The following is a 25,296-nucleotide window of genomic DNA, read 5'->3' as shown; positions in this document are numbered from 1 at the left end:
CTTGAACAGGCAGTATAAGCAAACGGAGGGCCTATGATGATGGATAACTGGATGAGGATCGAGCAAGTCCTGCATATGGTAAGGGATGGACAGATGTCTTCAGAGGAAGGGTTTCGGATCATTCAAGCAATTAAGCGGCGGGTAAACGAGCATGTTGCTGAAACGACTGTAAGAGTGGAAACACCTGAGCAGCACATTTACAGCGAGGAATGGACGCCGCAAGTGGAGGATCATCCTTATTTAGACAGTATATGTCAAAAAATTATTGGCATCGCTTCCGCAGTTTTGTTTGTAGACAAGAACAATCTCGATCTCGATGCAGACAAAAGCGAATATGGCTTTGACTCCATTACGATTACAGAATTCATAAACCGTATCAATTCGTATTACAATTTGGAGATTTCCCCGCCCGTGTTTTATGAGCATATCACTTTCCGTTCGTTGTGCAGCTATTTGCTTGATCAATCCAAGCGCAGCATGACCCCTGCCCAGATGTACAAAAATGCGGATACTTTAGCAGCCGATCCCCAACGACCTTTGTGCAACCCGTCATTTGAAGCGGAACGAATCCGGCCAGAATGTATTGATGCAGACGACTGCACAGGGCTGGATCCCATTGCCATTGTTGGTATTGCAGGCGTAATGCCGCAATCGGATAACCTAAATCAATGGTGGGATCATCTGATAGCTGGCAATAACCTCATTACCGAGATTCCTCTAGATCGATGGGACTGGAAGGACTACTTCGGTGACACCGTTAAACAATCGAATGTTACGAATGTGAAGTGGGGCGGATTCATGAAAGAGGCAGATACATTCGATGCCTCTTTTTTTGGCATTTCTCCCCGTGAGGCGGAGCTTATGGACCCGCGACAAAGAATTTATTTAGAGACAGTATGGAAGGCGATTGAGGATGCGGGCTATAAAGCCTCGGACTTATCGGGCAGCAAGATCGGATTATTCGTCGGGGTCGGAAGCTCCGATTATTATGACCTGCTAAATCAACATAATGTGGAGGTTCAGGCTCATACGCCAACCGGTGTGTTCCAATCGATTCTTTGCAACCGCATCTCGTATTTACTTAATTTTCACGGGCCTAGCGAACCGGTGGATACTGCTTGCTCCGCGTCTTTAGTAGCTGTTCATCGAGCTATCGAAGCGATCCGGAGCGGCGATTGCGATCAAGCAATTGCGGGCGGCATCAATGTCATCGCCAGTCCGAATTTATACATTGCGCTTAGCAAGGCAGGCATGCTGTCCGAAGATGGACGGTGCAAGACGTTCGACCAGCAGGCTAACGGTTATGTCAGAAGTGAAGGCAGCGGGGCCGTGCTGTTAAAGCCGCTGCGGAAGGCAGAGGATGATGGCGACCATATCTATGCCGTCATCCGTGCAACGTCTATCAATCACGGCGGATACGCCAATTCACTGACGACGCCGAGTCCGAATGCGCAGGCGAGCTTAATTGTCGATGCCTGGCGGAAATCCGGCATCGATCCCGCTACCGTCGGATATATCGAAACCCATGGAACAGGAACACCACTTGGCGATCCGATAGAAATTAATGGGCTGAAAAAGGCATTCGATGAGTTGTATCGGGAATGGGGCAGATTGCCCGCAGAACAGCCCCATTGCGCGCTTGGAGCGGTGAAGTCCAATATGGGTCACCTGGAACCTGCCGCTGGCATTGCGGGATTGCTCAAGGTGCTGTTATGCATGAAGCACGGCAAGCTTCCGGCCAATCTTCACGGTGGGCAGCTCAACCCATATATCGAGTTGCAAGACAGTCCGTTCTATATCTTGAATGAATCAAAGGAGTGGGATAAGCCTGGAAGGGACATCCCGCGACGTGCAGGTGTGAGCTCGTTTGGGTTTGGCGGTGTCAACGCTCACGTGGTGTTGGAAGAGTATTCCGAAATCGCCCACCGCGGGCAAAGGCAAATAAGCAATGATGCTGGAACTCAAGTCATTGTATTGTCAGCCAAGAACGAGGAGTGTCTCGACGCCTATGTAAAGAACATGCTTGCCTATTTGGACACGACAAATGAACCTCTGTCTGATATCGCCTACACCTTGCAATCAGGGCGCGAATCGATGCAAGAAAGACTCGCTGTCATTGTCACGACACTACAGGAATTAAAAGATTGTTGGTCGGATTATTTGAATGGAAACAAGAACAACGAGAGATTGCACCGAGGAAGAGTCAACAAAAATCGATCCGGCATCGGGTTATTAGTCGAAGGAGAGGAAGGGAAATCCTTTCTCCAATCGGTTTGGAAACAAGGGAAAGTCGATAAACTCGCTAAGTTGTGGGTTTCCGGCATTGACATCGAATGGGGCTTGCTTTATGCAGGCAGCCGGCCGAAGCGAGTTTCGCTTCCTACATATCCTTTTGCAAGAGAGCGATATTGGATTCCATTAGCGGTTGAATTACCAGGATTTAGTCGTGAGAAGAAAGACCCTCGTCTCAAAATGGCGACTGTCCTTCACCCGCTGCTGCATCGTAATACTTCGAATTTTGCGGAGCAGCGTTACAGCTCGATTTTTTCGGGAGAAGAGTTTTTCTTGCGTGATCATGTCGTCAACGACAGCAGAATACTGCCCGGTGTAGCCTATCTGGAGATGGCACGAGCGGCGGTTGAGCAAGCTGCTGGGATTGATGAAAGCGCCGCTGTCAAACTGAAACATATCGTCTGGAAGAGCCCTATTCGTGTCGAAGATACGCCTATACAAGTTCATATCCGATTATACCTGGAAGACAACGGTGAAATATGTTTTGAAGTATATAAGGAAGCGGATGGAAAAGAAGAACGGTTCATATTCAGTCAAGGCAGGGCCGTTATTAGCAATATAGAAAAAAAAGTAACAAGCATAACACGACAGCAAGTAGAGGCGCAGGAAGGATTAACTCGGTTTACGTCCGCACAATTTTATGAAACGTTACACAAGTTCGGGCTTATGTATGGAGCAAGCCATCAAGCGATTGAGTACGTCTGCGCCGGAACACAGCAAGCGCTGGCGAAGCTGTCGCTGCCGTCACATTTAGCCGATAGCCAACATCATTATGTACTTCATCCGAGCTTAATGGACGCTGCTTTGCAAGTTTCGGTTGCGTTGACATCGGGGCTGTCAGCGGAATCGCCGGATGGACAGCGACCTTCACTGCCGTTCGCGCTGGAAGAACTTGAAGTGTTCGCGCCGTGCACATCTTCGATGTGGGCGCATGTCCGCTATAGTGCAGGCAGCAGCCCAGACGATCGCGTACAGAAGCTGGATATCGAGATATACGATGAGGATACAGGCAGCATGTGCGTGCGCATGAACGGGTTTACCTCCAGGGTGCTGAATGGAGATGGAAGTGCGTCAGAATCAGAGAGAACGACGGGGACGATCATGCTTCAGCCTTGCTGGCAGGAGCAAAGGATTGACCATCCGACAGCGGTGCCAGAGTATGGCCTTCATGTCGTCTTGCTGTGCGAGGGACAGGAAGCATGGCAGGAACAAATGGCGCAGCATGCCGACACTGTCTGTATTCGTCTGCACAAGACAGTGGAAGAAAGTGCTATAGAGGAGCGCTTTCAATGCTATGGCCTTCAAGTGCTTGAACAGATCCAGTCATTGATTCGATCAAGACCTGATAAGCATGTCTTGCTTCAGCTAGTCATTCCTAATCACGGCGAACGGCAGCTGTTTGCTGGACTAGCCGGATTGCTGCATACTGCGCGCCTTGAGCATCCAAAGCTTATTGGACAACTGCTAGAAGTGGATCCCGATGAAGCAGCAACTGTTCTGACGGACCAATTGTTCGAAAGCAAACACTATCCGGCGGAAGTCCATATACGTTATTTCGAGGGCAAACGCTTGACAGCAGGCTGGATCGAAAGGGAAGTAGCAGAGCAAAATCTGGCTTACCCTTGGAAAGACCGAGGGATTTATTTAATTACCGGTGGGACGGGTGGACTGGGTCATATCTTTGCCGAAGAAGCTGCGCGTCAGGTGAAAGATGCGGTTCTGATTCTCACAGGTCGTTCACTGCTGACAGACGAGAAGCAGATGAAGCTGAGGGCACTGGAAGCGTTGGGTGCGAAGGTTGAATATCGTCAGGCCGACGTAACCGATCGTCAGGTGGTATTCAATCTGATCCGTGATATTCAGGACGATTATGGAGGATTAAACGGCATTATTCATGGAGCAGGCATTATCCAGGACCGATTTATTCTTCAGAAAAGTGCCGCTGAAACAGAGGATGTGCTTGCTCCTAAAGTATTGGGACTCGTTCATTTGGACAAAGCAAGCAAAAATATTCACTTGGATTTCTTCATTCTGTTCTCATCCGTAACAGCCGTGCTTGGCAATCCGGGTCAGGCAGATTATGCAATGGCTAATTCATTCATGGATCGATATGCAAAGTATCGGAGTGAGCTAGTTACTGCCGGCCGACGTCATGGTCATACGTTGTCGATCAATTGGCCCCTGTGGAAAGAAGGAGGCATGAGAATAGATGCACAGAGCGAGAAGTCGTTGGCGCTCAGAACCGGAATGCTTCCCATGAATACGCGAACGGGAATTCGTCTTTTATATGCAGGAATTGCGTTAGGCAACCATCAGATAGCTGCAGCTCACGGAGATATGCGAAAGCTGAGAACACAAGGGTTTGCGATACGTGCTGAGGTTGAATCGGCAGCAAACAGATACACTACAGTTGCTGAGAAGAGCTCGGAATCTGACCACATCATCACGGAATCAGGCGATAAAATCACAAATAAGCGGATGCTAATGGGAAAAGTATTAACTGCAATACTGCATATTGTCTCTGGCATTTTAAAAGTGAAGTTCGAGGATATCGATGTGGATGCCGAATTTGGCGAACACGGCTTTGATTCCATTATGCTAACGGAGCTCGCAAACAAATTGAACGAAGCCTATAAGCTGGAACTGACACCTACGATCTTTTTTGAATTTCCGGCAATTCGAAGCTTTATTGAATATTTAGTCAGCGAGCATGAAGATGCGCTGGCGAAGAAACTAGGAGCGGGAAACAGCACAGAGAATCAGGTGCAAATATCCGCGCAGTGCTGCCGATTTGCGGCAGATTCGATTTCAGTTGATGCAGAGGTTCCTATTCTGACTGATGAGCGGATGCATTCAGAGGCGGCGACGATGCGCAATGCAGATGATGGGGAGTTGGTTCCATGTCATTCAGTCACTGATTCGACAGGCAGAACATCGTGTCCTGGCGATGAATCGACGGATCGAGCAGCAATGACACAAGAGCCGATCGCTATTATCGGAATGAGCGGCAAATTCCCGATGGCGGAGGATATCGATGATTTATGGGCCAATCTTGTTGATGGCAAACACTGCATTTCTGAAATTCCAAAAGATCGCTGGGATTGGGAAGCGTATTACGGAGACCCAGTAGATGAAGTGAATCGAACGAACATCAAATGGGGCGGATTCATTGACGGAATCGATGAATTTGATCCCTTGTTTTTTGGCATTTCGCCGAAAGAAGCGGAATTCATGGACCCGCAGCAGCGTCTACTTATGACTTATGCTTGGAAAGCGATAGAGGATGCCGGATATTCAGCAAGGAGCTTGTCCGGAAGCAGCATGGGCATTTTTGTCGGAACTATGAGCAGTGATTATAGCCACATGCTTACCGCAGCGAAAGTGGGCATCGAGGGATATTCGTCAACAGGGAAGGTATCCTCTATTGGACCGAACCGAATGAGTTATTTTTTAAATGTTCACGGACCGAGCGAACCAATCGAAACCGCCTGCTCCAGTTCATTGATTGCAATTCACCGGGCCGTGAACGCCATCCACTGTGGAGATTGCGACACGGCAATCGTGGGTGGTGTGAACACGCTGCTGACACCGAGCGAATACATCAGCTTTAATAAAGCCGGGATGCTCAGCAAGGACGGAAAATGCAAAACGTTCTCGGCCCATGCAGATGGTTATGTGCGCGGTGAAGGGGTCGGTATGCTGATGCTCAAGAAGCTGAAAGCCGCGGAAATGGCGGGCGATCATATTTATGGCGTTATTAAGGGCACCAGCGAGAATCACGGAGGTCGCGCCAGCTCTTTAACTGCCCCGAATCCAAAAGCGCAGGCAGAGTTATTGAAACAAGCGTATAACAAAGCTAAAGTTGATCCGGCGACGATCAGTTATATCGAAGCCCACGGGACAGGTACGCAATTGGGTGATCCGATAGAGATCAATGGGTTGAAATCGGCTTTCAAGGAATTGAGCGAAGCATACGGCCATTCCGGGGCAGAAGGCTGCGCTTATTGCGGAATAGGATCAATCAAAGCCAATATTGGCCATTTGGAGCTGGCTGCCGGCATTGCGGGACTCATTAAAGTGTTATTGCAATTTAAACATCAAACACTGGTGAAAAATCTGCATCTTGATGTGGTCAATCCATATATTCAGCTGGAGAACAGCCCATTCTATCTTGTTCAGGAAACAACTGCATGGAAGCCTCTTTGTGATGCACTTGGCAGAGATATGCCAAGGCGGGCCGGCGTAAGCTCTTTTGGTTTTGGTGGGGCTAACGCTCATATCGTGCTTGAAGAATACATTTCGAAAGAGAACCATTCTGATTCTGTTCTTAAACTAGAGAATCCTGCAGTTATCGTATTTTCGGCCAGAACAAAAGAACGCTTAATGTCGCAGGCGAAGCAATTTCTTATTGCATTGGAAGAGAACAAGTATACGACTGCACAGTTAGTGGATATCGCATATACGCTGCAGGTCGGCCGCGACGCGATGGAATATCGTCTCGGTCTGTTCGTGAATTCCGTGGACGAACTTCAAGTGAAACTAATGAGGGTTGTGGAAGAAAAATTCAATATTGGATATCGAAATACTGAAGAAGTACGCGATATTGAAGAAGTATATCAAGGCAGAGTGAAACGTCTGACGGAAACAATCGACGGCACTGGCACCGGTGACATTGGCATAACAGAGGAAGAAACGGCAGCCGAGTGGATCCGTCATCGAAACTATTCGAACCTGTTGAAAGGCTGGGTAGAGGGTCTGCGCGTGGATTGGCACAAGCTGTATACTGGATGCCGGCCGCGCCGGATGAGTCTTCCCACGTATCCGTTTGCAAAGGAACGTTATTGGGTGCCACGAGCGGAGTCAAGTCCAATGAGTAGTGGACAAATTAAAAGCGCAGCAGAGAACATTCTGGTCTCGGCTGTGAAGCATGCGGATTCTGTTTCGAGTCCGCCTAATGTTGGCATACCGCAGACTAACCATACAGTCATGCTCACTCCGGTATGGCAAAAATACGATTGGACGAAGACAGCTCACGCTGATCCTTCTGTTTCAAACCAAATACTGCTGATCGGAGACCGAGAAACCTTACGGCATGAAATAAGGGAGTATTATCCGAATGCGCATGTTGTCGTAATCTCAACGAATCATACGGTGGATGACGTCACAAGACAATTGGAAGCACTCGGTACGATTGAACATATACTGTGGATTGCGCCCGATTTCAACAGCCTTGCCGTATCTGATGAACGTTTCATAGTGGGGCAAGAGGAAGGAGCCGTCCCAATATTCCGCCTCATGAAAAGCTTGCTGCGTCTTGGGTACGGAAACGCGAGGCTCGAATGGACGATGGCGACCATTCAGGCGACAGCAGTTCACAAGCATGAAACCATTGATCCGACACATGCCAGCATTTATGGGCTTGCACAATTGATGCGCCAGCAATTCCCGCATTGGAATATACGCCTCCTCGATTTAGAAGCGGATGCTCAGCCACCGCTCGCTGAGTTGGTGATGTCGCCAGTTGGCTCCGCTCAAGGAGTTCCTTCCGTGTACCGAAATGGAGAATGGTATTTTCAGGAGCTCATCCCAGTGACGAATCGCCGTACAAAACCGACCTTAATAAAACAGAGAGGCGTATATGTCGTGATTGGAGCAGCAGGTGATGCAGCTGAAATCTGGAGTGAATATATGATCCGAACGTACGAGGCTCGCTTAATCTGGATAGGCGTTAACGATTCCACGATGCAAGGCGGACTGAATCGCCTAGCCACACGGGGATATCGGATTGAATTTATTCCTGCGGATACTGAGAATGCTGCAGAATTATCCCGGGCGGTTCAGGAGATAAAGCTCCGGTATTCACACATTGACGGCGCAGTGATTATGGAAATATTACGATCAGGTGTAGCTCTAGCTCAAGAGGAAGTAGGGCGATTCCGGTCCCAATTGTTGGCTAATATTGCTGTTAGCATGGCCATCGCTCAGCTAATCGGGAGAGAACCACTCGATTTTGTTTTGTATCTTCGAACTGCGGGAAGTTCAGTTGAACAACTGGAGGACAGCAGCACTGCTGCGAGCGAAACATTCAAGAGGGCATTTGCCCACCGTCTCGCTTTGCAATGGCCATGTGCGATCAAGGTAATGAATTGGGGAAGTGAAAAACTTCCACCCCAGGAGGCGCAGCAACAGACAGCGGACAACTTGCAAGCTTTGGAGGTACTTCTTACACATTCGATCCATCAAATGACGATTATGGGTCCGTCGGGGTCCTTAAATAAGGCGAACATCAACTTGCAACAGACGATTGTTATGGTTTAAGTCGTAGTTCAAAAAGTTTGGCTTTTGATCTTTAATCACGAAGATACTCGGCATCGAATCTTGCTGAAAACGAATCCTGCCAATGGAGAGATGAGAGATGCAAAAATATGAAAGTGCTAAACATACGCATGAACAAATGAAAAAGATCCAAACGCTTCTCATCAGATTGTTATGGGGACAGCTCCAATCGGCTGGTATTTTTATTGAAAAGGAATCGTCATTCGCTCACTTGAAGGCCAAGGCAGGATTAATCAACATGTATGACAAGTGGTTTGAGGCGAGCACCGCTTTTTTAATGGAGCATCACTTTCTTGATCGTAAAGGTGACACATACAAGATACATGACTGCTCATTGGTCGATCTTGAAGCCTTATGGGAAGAATGGGATTGCCACAAGGCAAATTGGCTGGAGGATCCGAACCGCAAGGCTCGTATCGTGCTGATGGAGAACATGATTCGCGCCATACCGGATATTATTACCGGTAAGCTGCTCGCAACCGAAGTCATGTTTCCGAATTCTTCGATGGAGTTGGTCGAAGGCATCTATAAGCATAACGTCATTGCTGATTATTTTAATGAGATTATGGCGGAACGTGTTGTCGCTTATATAGTTAAGCAAAGGGATGTGAATCCAAGGGATCGCGTGCGCATCTTGGAGATCGGGGCTGGCACAGGGGGAACCAGCTCCATGCTGCTCCACAAGCTGAAGCCGTATCACGATGCCATTTCAGAATATTGTTACACGGACGTCTCCAAAGCTTTTCTAATGCATGGCGAGCGAGAATATGGTCCGGATAATTCCTTTTTAACTATTAAACATTTGGATATCGGCCAGCCTGTCGCTTTACAAGCTATCGATATAGGAGGATATGACCTGATCATAGCTGCCAATGTGCTGCACGCCACCAAAAACATCCGCCAAACGCTTCGCAATGCAAAGGCGATGCTAAAGGAAAAGGGCCTCATTTTACTTAATGAGTTGACGGACAATTCCTTGGCCAACCATTTGACCTTCAGTCTAATCGAGGGATGGTGGATGTACGAAGATCCCGCCATACGAATACCAGGTTGTCCAGGGCTATATCCGAAGGAATGGAAAAAAGCGTTGGAGATGGAAGGGTACCAAGCGGTTTCTTTCCCTGCAGCGGCTGCCCAAGAATTGGGTCAGCAAATCATAGTCGCTGAAAGCGACGGGATTATCAGACTTCCAGAGCACGCAAGTGCGGCTATCGAGCCCGCTGGACATGGAATGATGAGCACAGATAATTATAAACCGCTGAAAGTTACGGCTGAAGAACGAATTCAAGCAGGCAAAGTCGAGGTAACGGACACCATCATCGAGAATGTAGTGAAGGATGCGATAGCTGGAAAAATTTCTGAGTCGCTGAAAATAGATCGGGCTTTCATCGATGCAGAAGCCGCCTTCTCTGATTATGGTGTTGATTCCATTACCGGCGTCCAGCTTATACAAGCGGTCAATCAAATGTTGGACATAACACTGAAGACGACCGATTTGTTTGATTACGGATCGCTTGGCCGATTAACCAATTATATTGTGTCCAAGCATAGAGAAGTGATCGCCAAATCATTATCCGGAGCAGCAACGCCAAATGATTCTCAATCCATCGCAGGGCGCAATACGAAGTCTCCTTTATCTCGTGCCACCGTTCAAACTCTGTCAGCCCAGGTTCAGCAAGAAACGGGTAAGGAAGCAGAAACAGAACGGGAGGATATCGCCATCATTGGAATGAGCGGGCGCTTTGCAGGATCTGCGTCCGTGCATGAACTGTGGGAGCACCTTGTTAACGGGACGGATTTAGTTCAAGAAGTGACAAGATGGGATTTGTCTGAGCATTTTCCAGACAGCTCGGATTATTGCAGGTATGGAAGCTTTTTAGAAGATATCGATCAGTTTGATCCGTTGTTTTTTACGATTTCAGGGATTGAAGCGACATATATGGACCCTCAGCAGCGAATCTTTCTGGAAGAGGCATGGAAAGCGCTGGAGGATGCCGGCTATGCCGGTACAGCGGTTGAAGGAACGCGTTGCGGTGTATATATCGGCTCAGGGCAGATGGATTATCGCAACCTGATCGGTGATCATCCCCCTGCCCAAGCTTATTGGGGAAATGCCAACTCGATTACGCCAGCCCGGATTGCCTATTATTTAGATCTTCAAGGGCCTGCTATTGCCGTTGATACGGCATGCTCCAGTTCTCTGGTGGCGATCCATCTTGCTTGCCAAGGCCTGTGGGCTAAAGAAACAGAGATGGCTTTGGCCGGTGGCGTATTTGTGATGTCGACACCGGATTTTTATGTGTCTACGAATCGGGCGGGGATGTTCTCACGTCATGGGCGCTGCTATGCATTTGATCAGCGTGCCGATGGCTTCGTTCCCGGAGAGGGCGCTGGCGTCGTCGTGCTGAAGCGATTGCAGGATGCTGTCGCAGACAGGGATCAGATTTACGGCATTATTCGCGGAACGGGGATCAATCAAGACGGCGCGACGAATGGCATAACGGCGCCAAGCGCGAACTCGCAAGAACGTTTGCAGCAGTATGTATATGATTCATTCAACGTTAACCCTGAACATATTCAATTGATCGAAGCGCACGGAACTGGCACGCAGTTAGGTGATCCGATCGAGTACGAGGCGTTGTCGCGGACTTTTGGCAAATATACAAAGCAGGCAGGATTCTGCGCACTTGGCTCGATCAAGACGAATATCGGTCATTTAACCGCAGCGGCGGGCATTGCGGGTTTAATCAAAATATTACTCTGCTTAAAGCACAAACAAATGGTTCCATCTCTGCATTATAAAGCAAGTAATCCGAATATCGAGTTCAAGGACAGCCCGTTCTATGTCAATACAAACTTGCAAGATTGGAAAGTTGAGCCCGGGATCAAGCGAAGAGCGGCACTCAGTTCGTTTGGATTCAGCGGCACGAACGCCCATATGGTCATCGAAGAAGCACCGAAGCTGGATCGCAGCTTTACGCCAAAACCTGGTTACATCATCGTACTGTCGGCACAGACAACGGCACAACTTGCTGAACAGGCCCGGCAGTTAGCGGACTTTTGCGAGAAATCGGCAGAGATCAGCACTGAGAATGTGAGCTGGACTTTATGTATGGGAAGAAAGCATTGGAATTATCGGCTGGCGTGTGTAGCCCGCCACTCGGATGAGATTGTAGACCTATTAAAAAAGTGGCTGGACACTGGAGTGGAGCCGCGCGTTTATATTTCCAGCACTCAACAACACGAGAGTCTGGATACTACTACTTTGACACAATACGGGAACGACTGCATTCGTGCATGCAGTACAGGGCCTGACGAAGCAACTTATTTGGAACGATTGTCAACAATTGCAAGTTTGTATGCTCAAGGCTGCAACCTGACATTTGACGGTTTGTTCGCGGACGGAGGCTATTCGCGCATTTCACTGCCTACCTATCCATTTGCCAAGGAACGTTATTGGGTGCTTGATCCGAAACGGCGCAGGGGCAGCGCTAATAGCCCTCTGCCGTCTGCGGCGTCATTGCAAGCTGCGGCTGCAGGAAGGGGCCACTTGGATGATCAGGGTCAAGACATTTTGGCTGATATGATTCCGACAGCGGGTGAGGAGTCGGTTCGTTTACCGAATGTTGATGAAGAACAACTGCGGGCAGCAACTGTAAAGTATTTAATCAAGCTGTTGGCCTCCACCGTTCAAATACCCGAAAGCCGGATTGAAGCCGGGTCCCCGTTGGATAACTACGGAATCGATTCCATTATGATTGTGCACATGACGAACGAATTGGAACTGGTATTTGGCCCGCTTCCCAAAACTTTATTTTTCGAATATCACACCATCCGGGAATTGGAAGTTTATTTTGCGGAATCACACTGGGAAAAACTGAACGAGCTATGGGGAAAGCGCACGCAGAAAGCGTCTAATGCTAACCACAAGCCTGACACTTTATACAGAGATGATCTTGCACAAAGTACCGCTGCCAATAGGGCTGCTGCGCGCAGCTTATCCTCGCAGTCTCGGGCAGGAGAGAGCGTCGAACAAGTGAAAAACCGAACTGACATTGCGATTATCGGGCTTTCTGGACGCTATCCGGGTGCGCACAATATGAATCATTTTTGGGATAATTTAAGAAATGTGAAGGATTGCATTACGGAAATCCCACCAGAACGATGGGATTACAGGCTGCATTTTCAAGAAGGAAACGACAGCACTGGAAAAACGCAGAGCAAATGGGGAGGCTTTCTGGACGGTGTAGACCGATTTGATCCGTTGTTCTTCAACATCTCGCCGCGAGACGCGGAAATGATGGACCCGCAAGAACGCTTATTCTTGGAATGTGTGTATGAAGCAATTGAGGATGCGGGTTATACGCGGGAATCGCTGCGATCATATCTGGAACGTGATTGCGCCAAAGATGTGGGCGTATATGTAGGAGTCACATACGAAGAGTACCAACTATATGGGGCACAAGCGCAAGCGTTGGGCCAGCCGTATGCCTTGGTGGGGAGCCCAGCTTCGATTGCCAACCGGGTATCGTATTATTTTAATTTTCATGGACCTAGCGTTGCACTGGATACGATGTGTTCTTCTTCCCTTACTGCTCTGCATTATGCCTGTCAGAGCTTACAAAAAGGCGAGTGCGGGCTCGCTGTTGCTGGGGGCGTGAATGTATCGGTTCACCCGAATAAATACTTGATGCTGACGCAAGGAAGCTTTTTGTCAAGCAAGGGTAGGTGTGAAAGCTTCGGTAAAGAGGGAGACGGCTATGTGCCGGGCGAGGGTGTCGGTGCCGTGCTGCTCAAGCCGCTTGTAATGGCGGAGGCTGACGGGGATCACATTTACGGTGTGATAAAAGGAACGGCAGTGAATCATGGCGGCAAAACAAATGGCTATACAGTCCCTAATCCAAACGCGCAAGCAAGCGTGATCGAACGGGCACTGCAGGACGCTGGCGTCCATCCAAGAACGATCAGCTACTTGGAAGCTCACGGTACAGGAACTTTTTTGGGTGATCCCATTGAGATAGCGGGCTTAAGCAAAGCTTATAAGTCCTATACGCTGGATCAGCAGTTTTGCGCCATCGGATCAGTGAAATCCAACATCGGGCATTGCGAGAGCGCAGCAGGAATCGCGGGTGTAACGAAGGTGCTGCTGCAGCTTAAGCATCAACAGTTAGCGCCGTCTCTGCATGCAGGAACAATGAACCCGAACATCGATTTCAGTCAGACGCCTTTCCGCGTGCAGCAGGAGCTCGTTGAATGGACCAGGCCCGCTGTCGAAATAGACGGGCATTTGCAGGAATACCCACGAATCGCGGGCGTTTCTTCATTTGGTGCGGGTGGAGTCAATGCGCATGTGATTATTGAGGAATATATTACTGCGTCCCTACATGATGCTGCGGCTCCTACTCAGCAGCTAGCGATCATCGTATTGTCCGCGAAAAGTGAGGATCGGCTTATCGCCCGTGCGAAGCAGCTGCTCGCCGCAATGAAGGAAAATACTTATAATGACGCACATCTGCGCGATATCGCTTACACGCTGCAAGTCGGGCGTGAAGCAATGGACGAACGATTAGCTCTTATCGTCAGCTCTATCGATGAGCTGCGAGAGAATTTGCAGCATTATGTAGAAGGCAGAACAGAAATCGATAAGGTATTCCGTAGCCAAACGAAGCATAACAAAGCAGCATTGGACGTTTTTGACGCGGATGAAGAATTGCGTGAAGCCGTGGAAAAATGGATGGAACGTGGAAAGTACGCCAAGCTTCTTGATTTATGGGTGAAGGGATTACATGTGGATTGGCGTCGGCTGTATGCAGGGGATGAGGTCATCCCCCGCCGAGTAAGCCTGCCAACGTATCCTTTTGCAGGGGAGCGTTATTGGGTGCCGAAGTTGGAAGCAGGAGCTAAAGCAAATGGTGTGCAGGCAGTGGTAACACCGCCGCATATTCATCCGCTGCTGCATACGAATACCTCGGATCTCGCTCGGCAGCGGTTCAGCTCGACGTTTACAGGTGAAGAGTTCTTCTTCAGCGATCATGGGTCAACAGGACGTAAAATGCTTGCTGCAGCCACTTACCTGGAGATGGCCCGCGCTGCCGTGGAACAAGCGACTGGCTTGCGTGATGAAGCACAATTGGCGGTTACACTGCAGCATGTGCTCTGGCACGAAGCGGTAGTCGTGGAGCACGATCCTGTTCAGGTGCATATTGAACTATTTTGGGAAGACAATGGCGATATTGGCTATGAAATTTACGTTAAAGATGTAGGAAATGGCAACATGGTGATAGGCAGTCAAGGCCGTGCATCAATTAGTGATGCTGTCACAGCGGAAACCTTAAATCTGCCTGCGCTTCTGGCACAGTGCAATCAGCAAGTACGGTCGTCCTCCGAATGTGAAGAGATGCTGAACAAACATGGACTTTCCAATAAGGAAGGCAATAGCGAGGACGGGTTCCGAATCCAAATGATGCATGTTGGGGAAGGTCAAGCACTCGCCAAGCTGAAGCTGCCTATCGGACAAGCGGACAATGTGGCCATGTTCACGCTTCATCCCGGCATTATCCATTCCGCGCTTTACGCAGCAGCAAGCTTTGCGGCGGAATGGTCTCTGCAACAGGAGAAGTCCTCTTTAACATGGTCCCCTCTTGGGCTACAGGAGCTTGTAGTGCTGCGGCCATGCTCATCCTCAATGTGGGCATGGATTCGAACCAAGAATCATAACCGGAACCAACTCGATATTGATCTGCTCGATGATAAAGGCGTCGTATGCGTTCAATTGATTGGATTGGACATCGAAATGCAAACGGAGTTTGCAGCAATAGATGCGGCTCACGGAATGATGACTCCAAGTCAATCCGGAGTCAAAATCATTCCAGTAGTTGATAACAACGTAAATAATTCAGCAGCAGCATTCGAGACGATGACCTTCGAAGAAATATGGAAGGAACAGGCGTTATCTCATTTGCCTTCCTTGGAGTCTGCAGCACTGCAAACTATCGTGTGCTTTCTGTCCCTTGGGGAGAATCAGCAGGCAGCAGAGGATGCAATCCGGTTTCAGCACCCACAAGCCAAATTGATCTTTATCGCGCAAGGAGTTTCCCGTGGCTGTGAAGCATCAGGCAATATATATAGCATCACATCTGACGACGGACAGTCCTATAAGGAAGCATTCCGCCAGATCCGGGAAAGGCAAGGGGAACCGGATGCGATATTTTATTTGTGGGCAATAGAGGATCGGAGTTGTATTCGGGATTTTTCCGGCATCGTATATATGCTGCAGGCGATGCACGCTGAAAAAATCAAGTCAAAACAGTTGGTCTTGGCAGGCAATTTTGAAAATGAGCTCGATTTCTGTTATCTCGATTCTTGGATTGGTTTTAAACAATCCTTGCGCATGGTCATGCCGAAGCTTCAGGTTTATGTCATCCATGAAGATGTGAGCGGGAAAGCTGAGAAGCGCGGCATCACTGAGCAAGTATCGACAATCTGCAGCGAACTGAGGGAACAGGCGGCGCAATCTGTGTTGTATCAGGACGGCAGGCGGTTCGTAAATCATATTCAACCGACAACTTTAACGAGGGGAACCCGTTCCATTCGCAAAGGGGGAACATACCTAATTACAGGCGGGGCAGGAGGACTGGGCCTTTTGTTCGCAGAAGCGCTGGCCGCATCGTACGCCGTAAATTTAATCTTAGTCGGACGTTCCACACTGAATGCAGCCAAGCAAGCGAAAATAGAAGAACTAGAAGCGCTGGGTGGAAGAGTGATGTACTTGCAGGCTGATATTGGCGATCAGGAAGGCATGAGGAGTGTGTTAAGGATTGCCAGACAGCAGTTCGGGAACATCAACGGTGTGATCCACGCAGCGGGAACGATGAGCAGCAACACTATTTTTGAAAAAGGTATAGAAGAGTTTCAACACATTCTGGCTCCGAAAGTCAAGGGAACGATGACGCTGGATGAGCTGCTGAAGGAAGACGATCCCGATTTTATATGCTATTTCTCTTCCTCCTCCGCAATCCTTGGAGATTTCGGTTTTTGCGATTACGCTGCTGCCAACCGTTTTCAAATGAGTTATGCCCAGTACCGCCACCAGCAGGAGCCCGGCAAGACGATTGTGATCAATTGGCCGCTATGGAAAAATGGCGGCATGAGCTTCAGCAATGATGTATCTACACAGATGTATATCAAAACGAGCGGCCAGCGGTTGTTGGAAGACGCCGAAGGTGTCTCCTTGTTCGAGCAGATCATCTCGCAGAATACACCGCAGCACCTGATCATGGTGGGCCAGCGGGAGCGGGTGCATCGTTTCCTAGGACTAGGGGAAAAGCCAGAGCGGTCAGCACAAGCGCATTCGGAAAATCTGAAGCATTCCGTGACTCTGACTTCGAGCAGCACAATCAAAGGACGACTGCCTGCGATGAAGAATTTAAGTCTAGAGAAATGCGTCGAATGGGATCTCAAACAATTAACGGCTCAATTGCTGAAAATCCCGCGGGAGCAGCTCGGGCTTGATGAGAATCTGGCCGAATTCGGTTTTGACTCTGTGAGCTTGGCTGAATTTTCAGGATTGATTTCCGCACACTACCAGATTGAAATTACGCCTGCACTATTTTTCGAGTATTCTACCCTGCGGCGATTCGCACAGTATATGCTGCAGGCTTGCCCGGATACGATCCTTGCTTTTTACGGAGATGAATCATCAGAAACAACAGAGCCTGCAGGTTCACGGCCAGCAATTGTTCCCACATCTTGTTCGACAGCAGCAGACTCAATGGCTTCGAAGTACTCCATGTCTGCGTTCCATACGTTTCGGCAAATTTCTGAACAACGAACGCAAGGAAGTCGCTCACGTTTTGTAGGAAAATTGGCGGGAAATCCAGATTCGTCAGGCATTGGCGAGCCGATTGCCATCATCGGCATGAGTGGTCGGTTTCCAGAGGCGCGAACGATCGACGAATTGTGGAATATTCTTGTGGGGCAAAACGAGGTTATCAGCGAAATTGCGCAGGAACGGCCATTTATTGAAGGATTGAAGCATACGGCGTGGAAAGGCGGTTTTGTACCTGGCGTCAGTGAGTTTGATCCGCTGTTTTTTGAAATTTCTCCTCGTGAAGCGGAGAATATGGACCCTCGCCAGCGGCTTTTGCTGCAAGAATCGTGGAAGGCGTTGGAGGATGCTGGATATGGCGCCAATCAGCTGAAAAGCAATAAAATCGGCATGTTTATTGGCGTTGAAAATAATGATGATTACTTAAAAATCGCAGGGCAAAGCGGCTCGATTACGTCCAATCACCATGCTATCTTAGCCGCTCGCTTGTCCTATTTCTTAAATTTGAGCGGACCGAATATGGCGATCAATACCGCATGTTCTTCCGGGCTGGTTGCCTTGCACCAGGCTTGCATGAGTTTGCGCTTATCCGAATGCGATACGGCTATCGCCGCAGGGATCAGTCTGCTTCTGGCAGAGGAATCATTCTCTGCGATGAGCCAGGCAGGGATGCTGTCTGAAGAGGGAAGATGTTATGCCTTCGATCAACGAGCGAACGGAATGGTTCCGGCAGAAGCCGTCGCGGCTATCGTACTGAAGCGGTTGTCCCATGCCAAGAGGGATGGAGATCCTATCTATGCGGTTATTCGAGGCAGCGGGATTAATCATGACGGCAAAACGAACGGCATAACAGCCCCGAACGGACTGGCGCAAGCGAATTTACTGAAAGACATATATAACCAATATAACGTAAACCCTGAAGAGATCGAGTATGTCGTAACACATGGTACCGGAACCAGACTGGGTGATCCGGTAGAAGTTAATGCGCTGGTCCATGCGTTTCAAGCGCGGACGAACAAAGAGGGGTATTGTGCGCTAACCTCCTCGAAGACGAATCTGGGCCATACATTAGCGGCTTCGGGCATCGTTAGCTTGATTGGATTGGTTCAGTCGATGCGGCACGGCATAATTCCGGCCAGCCTACACTGCGAGCAAGAAAATGATTACATCCAATGGAAGCATAGTCCATTTTATGTGAATAAGCAGAACAAGCCTTGGTTGATTGGCGAGCGCGGCCGTACTGGCGCGGTGAGTGCGTTTGGGATGAGCGGAACGAATGCTCATGTCGTCGTACAAAGCTATGAGCCGCAACGATTAAGAAATGCACCTGATGGAGCTGCTTGCTATTTGCTGCCTTTGTCGGCCAAAACCGTGGAGGCGCTGCAAGAAAAGATCCTACAAATGGTGGAGACTTTGGAATCAAATCTGGCAGACGTCTCTTCGCTTTCTGAAATTAGCTACACGTTGTTTGCGGGAAGGCATCATTTTAAGCATCGCTGTGCGATTGTCGTTAGGGATATCAAGGACGCTGCCTTGACTTGGAAGCAAACAAAGAACATGGACATACTGCCCAATGTGTTCCGGGGGGTGGTACCGCGCGAATTCGAAGGACAAGCTGCAATTCGACAATACATTCTTGAACTGCTGGTGAAATGCGAGCAGACCGCCTACGATAAGACCAAGCATCAGGAAATCTTGTGTGCCTTGGGGGAGTTGTACTGCCAAGGCTATGATATTCCACTGGATGAGCTGTATGACGAGGGGGCGAGACCGGTACGAATCCATCTGCCCACATACCCGTTTGCTAGAGAGCATCATTGGGTGCCGGAGCAATCGTCAAAGTCGTTGGAGGACGTAACTCCGTTAGGCATAGGAAAGCTGATGTTTGAACCCGTATGGCAGGAGAAAGCGTCGGATAATCATATTCCTCTGCCCCAGTATGCTGATCACGTCGTCATATTAACGGATTGGCATATGTGGTTGCGTGAGGCTGTTGCGGCCGAATTGCCTACAGCGACTTGCATCCATTTGCCTGCAGAGGCTGGCGATATAGTCGTGCAGTTTGAAAGTTATGCCGTACAATTGCTCAATTACATGAAGAAGCTGATCCAGAGCAGACCGGCTGGCAATATCCTCATTCAATTGGTTGTACCTGAAGACGGAGAGCAACAACTTTTTGCTGGATTGGCCGGACTATTAAAAACAGCCCGTCTGGAAAATCCGCAGCTACTCGGCCAACTGATTGAAGTGCCTAGTGGAGAAAACGGCGTAAAGCTCGTTGATAAGCTCAAGGAGAACCGACAACACCCTGAAAACATCCATATTCGATATGATACAGGCACACGCTTTATTGAAAGCTGGAATGAAATAAACATCGACTTACAGGAAGCGGAAGCCGTACCTTGGAAACCAGGTGGCGTATATTTAATAACGGGTGGTGCAGGTGGCCTTGGTTTATTGTTTGCGCAGGAAATTGCTAGGTATGCGAAGGGGGCCGCGCTAATCCTTGCTGGAAGGTCAGAACTTAACAGGTATATCAAGGAGAAGATCGGGGAACTGGAGACGCTCGGAGCACGAGTTGTCTATCAGCAAGCGGATATTAACGATAGAGAAGCTGCGTACCATTTGATTCGCTGGATTCGGGAACAGTTCGGAAGTATAAACGGAATCATCAACAGTGCCGGGATCATACGAGATAACTATCTGCTTAATAAAAGCGATGAGGAAGTGCAGGATGTATTGGCTCCCAAAGTAGCTGGAGTCGTTCACTTGGATGAAGCCAGCAAGGACGAAAATTTAGATTTCTTCCTCCTGTTTTCCTCGATCGCGGGAGCGTTAGGCAATCCGGGACAAGCGGATTATGCTATGGGGAATGCGTTCATGGATCGGTATGTGAAGTACCGCAATGAGATGGTTGCAGCAGGCACACGTCGAGGGCGTACAATTTCCATCAATTGGCCGCTTTGGAAAGATGGCGCTATGCATGTAGATTCGAATGCCGAGGAGCGAATGAATCGCAAAACGGGTCTGATCCCGCTGCAGACAAAGTCGGGCTTCTATGCGCTGTATCAAGCCTTTCGTTTGCAGAAATCGAGAGTGATGCCGTTAGAGGGAACTGTGGGCAAGCTGCGCCATTATTTCTTCGAGATGCAGTCTGCCAGACCATTAATTGTAACTGCAGTAATTTCGGATTCGTCAGCGGATATGAACATGCTTACTGCAAAAACATTAGCCAAGTTTAAAGTATTCCTTGGGGAGGCGCTGAAGCTTGATGTCGCTCTGGTGGATGCGCTTGAGCCGTTCGAGAGCTACGGCATTGATTCGATTATCATTACGCAGCTGAATGAAAAGCTGGAAAGCTTGTTTGGCGAGATCTCCAAAACGCTTTTCTTTGAATATTTAACGTTGAGCGAATTGAACCGTTATTTTGTATCTCATCATACAGAAAAATGCCGACAGTGGACTGGATTGGACAAAGCATTCAGTCCAATCGTTCAGCTATCCAGCGCAACCGAGTTAGCGGTGGATACGGCTGACCGTTCCGATGCTGTCCTGCTTTCGAAGGAGAAGAAGGAACAACTGCTGCACGAAGCGGCCGAGACGGCCGAGTCAAGCAAGCGTGAGCCGATTGCGATTATTGGTCTTAGCGGTCATTATCCTCAAGCAGACAGCCTTGAGAGCTTCTGGGCGAACTTGGTGCAAGGCAAGGATTGCATCGAGGAGATTCCGCAGGATCGCTGGACGCTTGAAGGCTTTTATGAACCGGATCGGCAAGAGGCAGTCGCTCAAGGGAAAAGCTACAGCAAATGGGGTGGGTTTGTTGGCGAATTTGCGAATTTTGACCCCTTATTTTTTAATATTTCACCGCGGGAAGCATTAAACATGGACCCTCAAGAACGGTTGTTTATTCAATCCTGCTGGGAAGCGCTTGAGGATGCTGGGTACACAAGGGAACAAGTGAACACAAGGCATAAAGGTCGAGTCGGGGTATATGCGGGAATTACGAAAACGGGATTTAGCTTATACGGACCCGATTTATGGAGACGTGGCGAGGAAGTATTTCCTTTTACTTCCTTTAGCTCGCTCGCAAACCGGGTATCTTATTTGCTTAACCTGAAAGGGCCAAGCATGCCGATCGATACGATGTGCTCATCTTCATTAACGGCTGTGCACGAAGCATGCGAACATCTTTACCGTGGAGAATGCGAGCTGGCCATTGCGGGAGCCGTCAATTTGTACCTGCATCCTTCGAATTACACACATTTGTGCGGTCAGCAAATGTTGTCTGACGACGGAAAATGCAAGAGCTTTGGGAAAGGGGCAAACGGCTTCGTGCCTGGTGAAGGTGTTGGCGTATTCATCTTAAAGCCATTGTCCAAAGCGGTTGCGGATGAGGATCATATTTATGCGGTCATTCGCGGGACAAGCATCAATCACGGCGGCAAGACAAACGGCTACACGGTTCCTAGTCCGACTTCGCAGGGAGAACTCGTTCGTGATGCGTTGGACAAAGCAGGAATTAACGCTCGTTCCGTTAGCTACATGGAAGCTCACGGAACAGGAACAGACCTAGGCGATCCAATTGAAATTACAGGCTTGGTTCACGCCTTCGCCCAAGATACGAAAGACGCGGGGTTTTGTGCGATCGGTTCCGTAAAAAGCAATATCGGACATTTGGAAGCAGCTGCGGGAATGGCTGGCATGACTAAAATTATGCTGCAAATGAAGCACAAACAGCTTGTGCCGAGTTTGCATACGAAGGAGCTTAACCCGAATATTTCGTTTGCATACACCCCATTTGTCGTACAGCAAGAGCTTGCGGAATGGAAACGGCCGATTGTGGAGGTCGATGGGCAATTGAAGGAGTTTCCTCGAATTGCGGGCATTTCATCCTTTGGAGCAGGTGGTGCGAACGCCCATGTCTTGTTGGAGGAGTATATCGAGCAAGCTGAGGTGCGGCATTATCCCGCAGTGACACCGCAGCATCCGGGGCTGATCGTACTGTCCGCAAAAAATGAGGAGCGATTGCTAGCGCAGGCAAAACAACTGCTCACTGTACTTGTGCAGCATGATTATTCGGATGAGCAGTTGAGAGACGCCGCCTACACGCTGCAAGTAGGACGTGAAGCGATGGATGAACGGCTTGCACTCATCTCTGGGTCCGTACAGGAACTGAAAGCGCAGCTACAGGGATATATTGATGGCCGAAATGATCTTGAGCGTGTATTCCGAGGCCAGTCCAAGCGCAACAAAGAGGCGTTGTCCATATTTGCGGCTGATCTGGAATTGCAGGATACAATCTGGCGCTGGATGGAACGCAAAGAGTATGCCAAGCTGCTTGATCTATGGGTAAAGGGTTTGCATTTGGATTGGCATCGTCTGTACGGAGCGAATAAACCACGCCGAATGAGCCTGCCGACATATCCGTTCGCCAAAGAACGCTACTGGGTGCCGGGAGAAGTGATGGAAGCTGAGTGGAAAGGAACAGGTAATGAGCGTATGGCAGTGGACGCGCTTCCTTATCTTCATCCGCTGCTGCACAGCAATACATCGGATTTCTCCAAGCAGCGCTTCAGTTCTGTATTTACAGGAGAAGAATTTTTCTTGCGCGATCATATCGTGAACGGTGTTAAGATACTGCCTGGCGCGGCATATTTGGAATTGGCGCGGGCAGCGGTAGAGAAAGCAACGGCAGAAACAAATGAATTGTCTGCGATCAAGCTGCTGGACATCGTATGGACGAGCCCGATTCGCGTGGAAAATGAGTCCATCGAGGTGCATATTGGACTTGTCCCCGAGGACAATGGAGAAATTCGATTTGAGATTTACCAACTGGATGGTGAGGAAGAACCAACTATATGCAGCCAAGGCTACGCCAGGTTATGTGAAATGTCACCGACGCCACGTCTTGATCTCGCCGCCATACAAGCAGCGTGTCTACGCCGCACGTTATTGCCAAGCGAATGTTATAAGGCATTTAGAGCAATGGGTATCGCTTATGGAGAAGCGTATCAAGGCATAACGCAGGTATACTCGGGAGCAAATGAAGTGCTGGCCAAGCTGAAGATTCCAGCGGTTGTGGCCGATTCTGCGCGGGATTATGTGATTCATCCGAGTTTGTTGGATTCGGCGATCCAAGCTTCGATCGGACTTCTCCCTGAATTGCCGTTGGAGAGGGCGGGCGTTTACCAGCCTGCGCTCGCCTTTGCCTTGCAGGAGATTGAAGTGTTGAGCTCCTGGGTTCCTGAAATGTGGGCATGGGTACAACTGTGTGAGGGCGGCGGGAACGTACAGAAGCTGGACATCACGTTGTGCAGCAATACGGGAGAGGTGTGCATCCGTCTGTGCGGTTTTGCGTCCAGAGTATTCGCCGATCGTCAACCAAGCAATTCTGCTCCAAAAGCTATTTCCGCCGGGACCGCTTTACAACACCCGACAGGAGCTGCCATGTTGACACCAGTGTGGGAGCCATTTGACCTAGTGCCTTCAAATAGTGTTCCTGCTTCTAATGAGAGAATTGTCCTTGTAGGCAGGAATGAACAGCTATTGCATGAACTACGCAGGATGTATCCGAATGTGTCCGCACTGGATGTGCTGCCTGACAGTACAATTGAGGATATAACCCGTAGATTGTTAACTTGCGAAGCGATCGATCACCTTTTATGGGCAGTGTCGGATTATGCAGCTGCGGCAAGCTCAGATATTCAGGTTATGGTAGGGCAAGAGCAGGGTGTTCATTTGGCATGGAAACTAATTCAAAGCTTGCTGCGGTCGGGCTATGAAGACAGGAAACTAGGTTGGACCGTAGTCACTGTTCAGGCTCAAGCTATTCACAAATACGACGAATCAGATCCGGCACAAGGAGCCGTCCAAGAATATATGAGTTTCATCACCAGAAGGTTTGCGAATTGGAGCGTGCGGCTTGTCGATCTGGAAGCAGGAACGCATCCGTTAAGCGATATATTTGTACTTCCTCCCACTGCCAAACGCACGCCCTTCGTGTATCGGGATCAGGAGTGGCACCGACAGGAGCTTCTTCCCGTTACTGGCAGTATTACGTTGAGCGACAAGTTGTACAGGCAAGGTGGCGTCTACGTGCTTATTGGGGAGCCGGGAGAGTTGGAAACAGCATGGAGCGAATATATGATTCGCACGTATGGGGCGCACCTTTTCTGGATAGTCAGCAATGACACAAGCGGATCACTGCGTACAAAGCTAATGAAGCTGGCGGGTTTGGGACCTGCTCCCACATGGTTGACAGCCAATCTGGTAGATAGCCATGCCTTGCAGCGGGCGTACTCTGAAATAAAGAGGCAGTATACTCGAATTCATGGCGTAATTCAGTCCAGTATTCAACGATCTGGGTGTCCATTTGCGCTTGCAGAGACAAATTGGCAACAAACGGAGCTGGGTGAGAACATCAATGCAGTGGCAAATATGGCGCAGGTATTCCAGCATGAACCGCTGGATTTCGTGCTCTTTTTCACATCTCCTGGAAAAATAGAACATGAGGCAACGAATCTACCACAAGAGGATACCGTTAATGTCGCTGGCAGTTCATTTATAAGTTCATTTGCACATTCACTTTCATTGAAATGGGCTTGCCCTGTAAAGATCATGCACTGGGATCGTGTCGGAACATCTCCCTCTCATGGGGGATGGGGTCGTACAGAACCAACTGATGTGGAGAATTTCGATTTTGCAGAGGTGATGGAAGCTGTGGAAGTGCTCTTGACCGGACCTACCGATGAAGCGGTATTGATCGATTCTGCCGGTTCATTCACTGTAGAGGGCGTAAGCTGGGAGAAATCGATGGTCATTTTATAGCCACTTGTAAGATG

The 25,296-nt window shown here is 49.1% G+C and carries 2 protein-coding genes and 2 pseudogenes; all 4 read left to right on the top strand.

The genetic code is table 11. The features are described 5' to 3' along the window. Positions 1–33: 33 nt before the first annotated feature. Positions 34–4,932, top strand: a pseudogene (locus MH117_RS26805) (type I polyketide synthase); the annotation flags it as partial. A 339-nt stretch (positions 4,933–5,271) separates the two neighbouring features. Then, a pseudogene (locus tag MH117_RS26800) lies at positions 5,272–6,855 on the top strand (type I polyketide synthase); the annotation flags it as partial. After that, positions 6,835–8,610, top strand: coding sequence for a KR domain-containing protein (locus MH117_RS26795; protein ID WP_481857256.1), 1,776 nt, complete (start codon positions 6,835–6,837; stop codon positions 8,608–8,610). The pseudogene MH117_RS26800 and the gene MH117_RS26795, both read left to right, overlap by 21 nt. A gap of 97 nt (positions 8,611–8,707) precedes the next feature. Further along, positions 8,708–25,282, top strand: coding sequence for an SDR family NAD(P)-dependent oxidoreductase (locus tag MH117_RS06615; protein ID WP_239327891.1), 16,575 nt, complete (start codon positions 8,708–8,710; stop codon positions 25,280–25,282). Positions 25,283–25,296 lie beyond the last annotated feature (14 nt).

It is taken from the genome of Paenibacillus sp. ACRRX (assembly GCF_022346885.1).
GTDB lineage: Bacteria > Bacillota > Bacilli > Paenibacillales > Paenibacillaceae > Paenibacillus_B.
The sequence above is the reverse complement of the archived record's forward strand: the minus strand, read 5'-3'. Positions and strand labels throughout refer to the sequence as shown.

What these genes read in the sequence shown, in the direction of transcription:
- MH117_RS06615 (WP_239327891.1), top strand. Translation starts at nt 8,708, where the DNA reads ATGCAAAAATATGAAAGTGCTAAACATACGCATGAACAAATGAAAAAG.
- MH117_RS26795 (WP_481857256.1), top strand. Translation starts at nt 6,835, where the DNA reads ATGAGGGTTGTGGAAGAAAAATTCAATATTGGATATCGAAATACTGAA.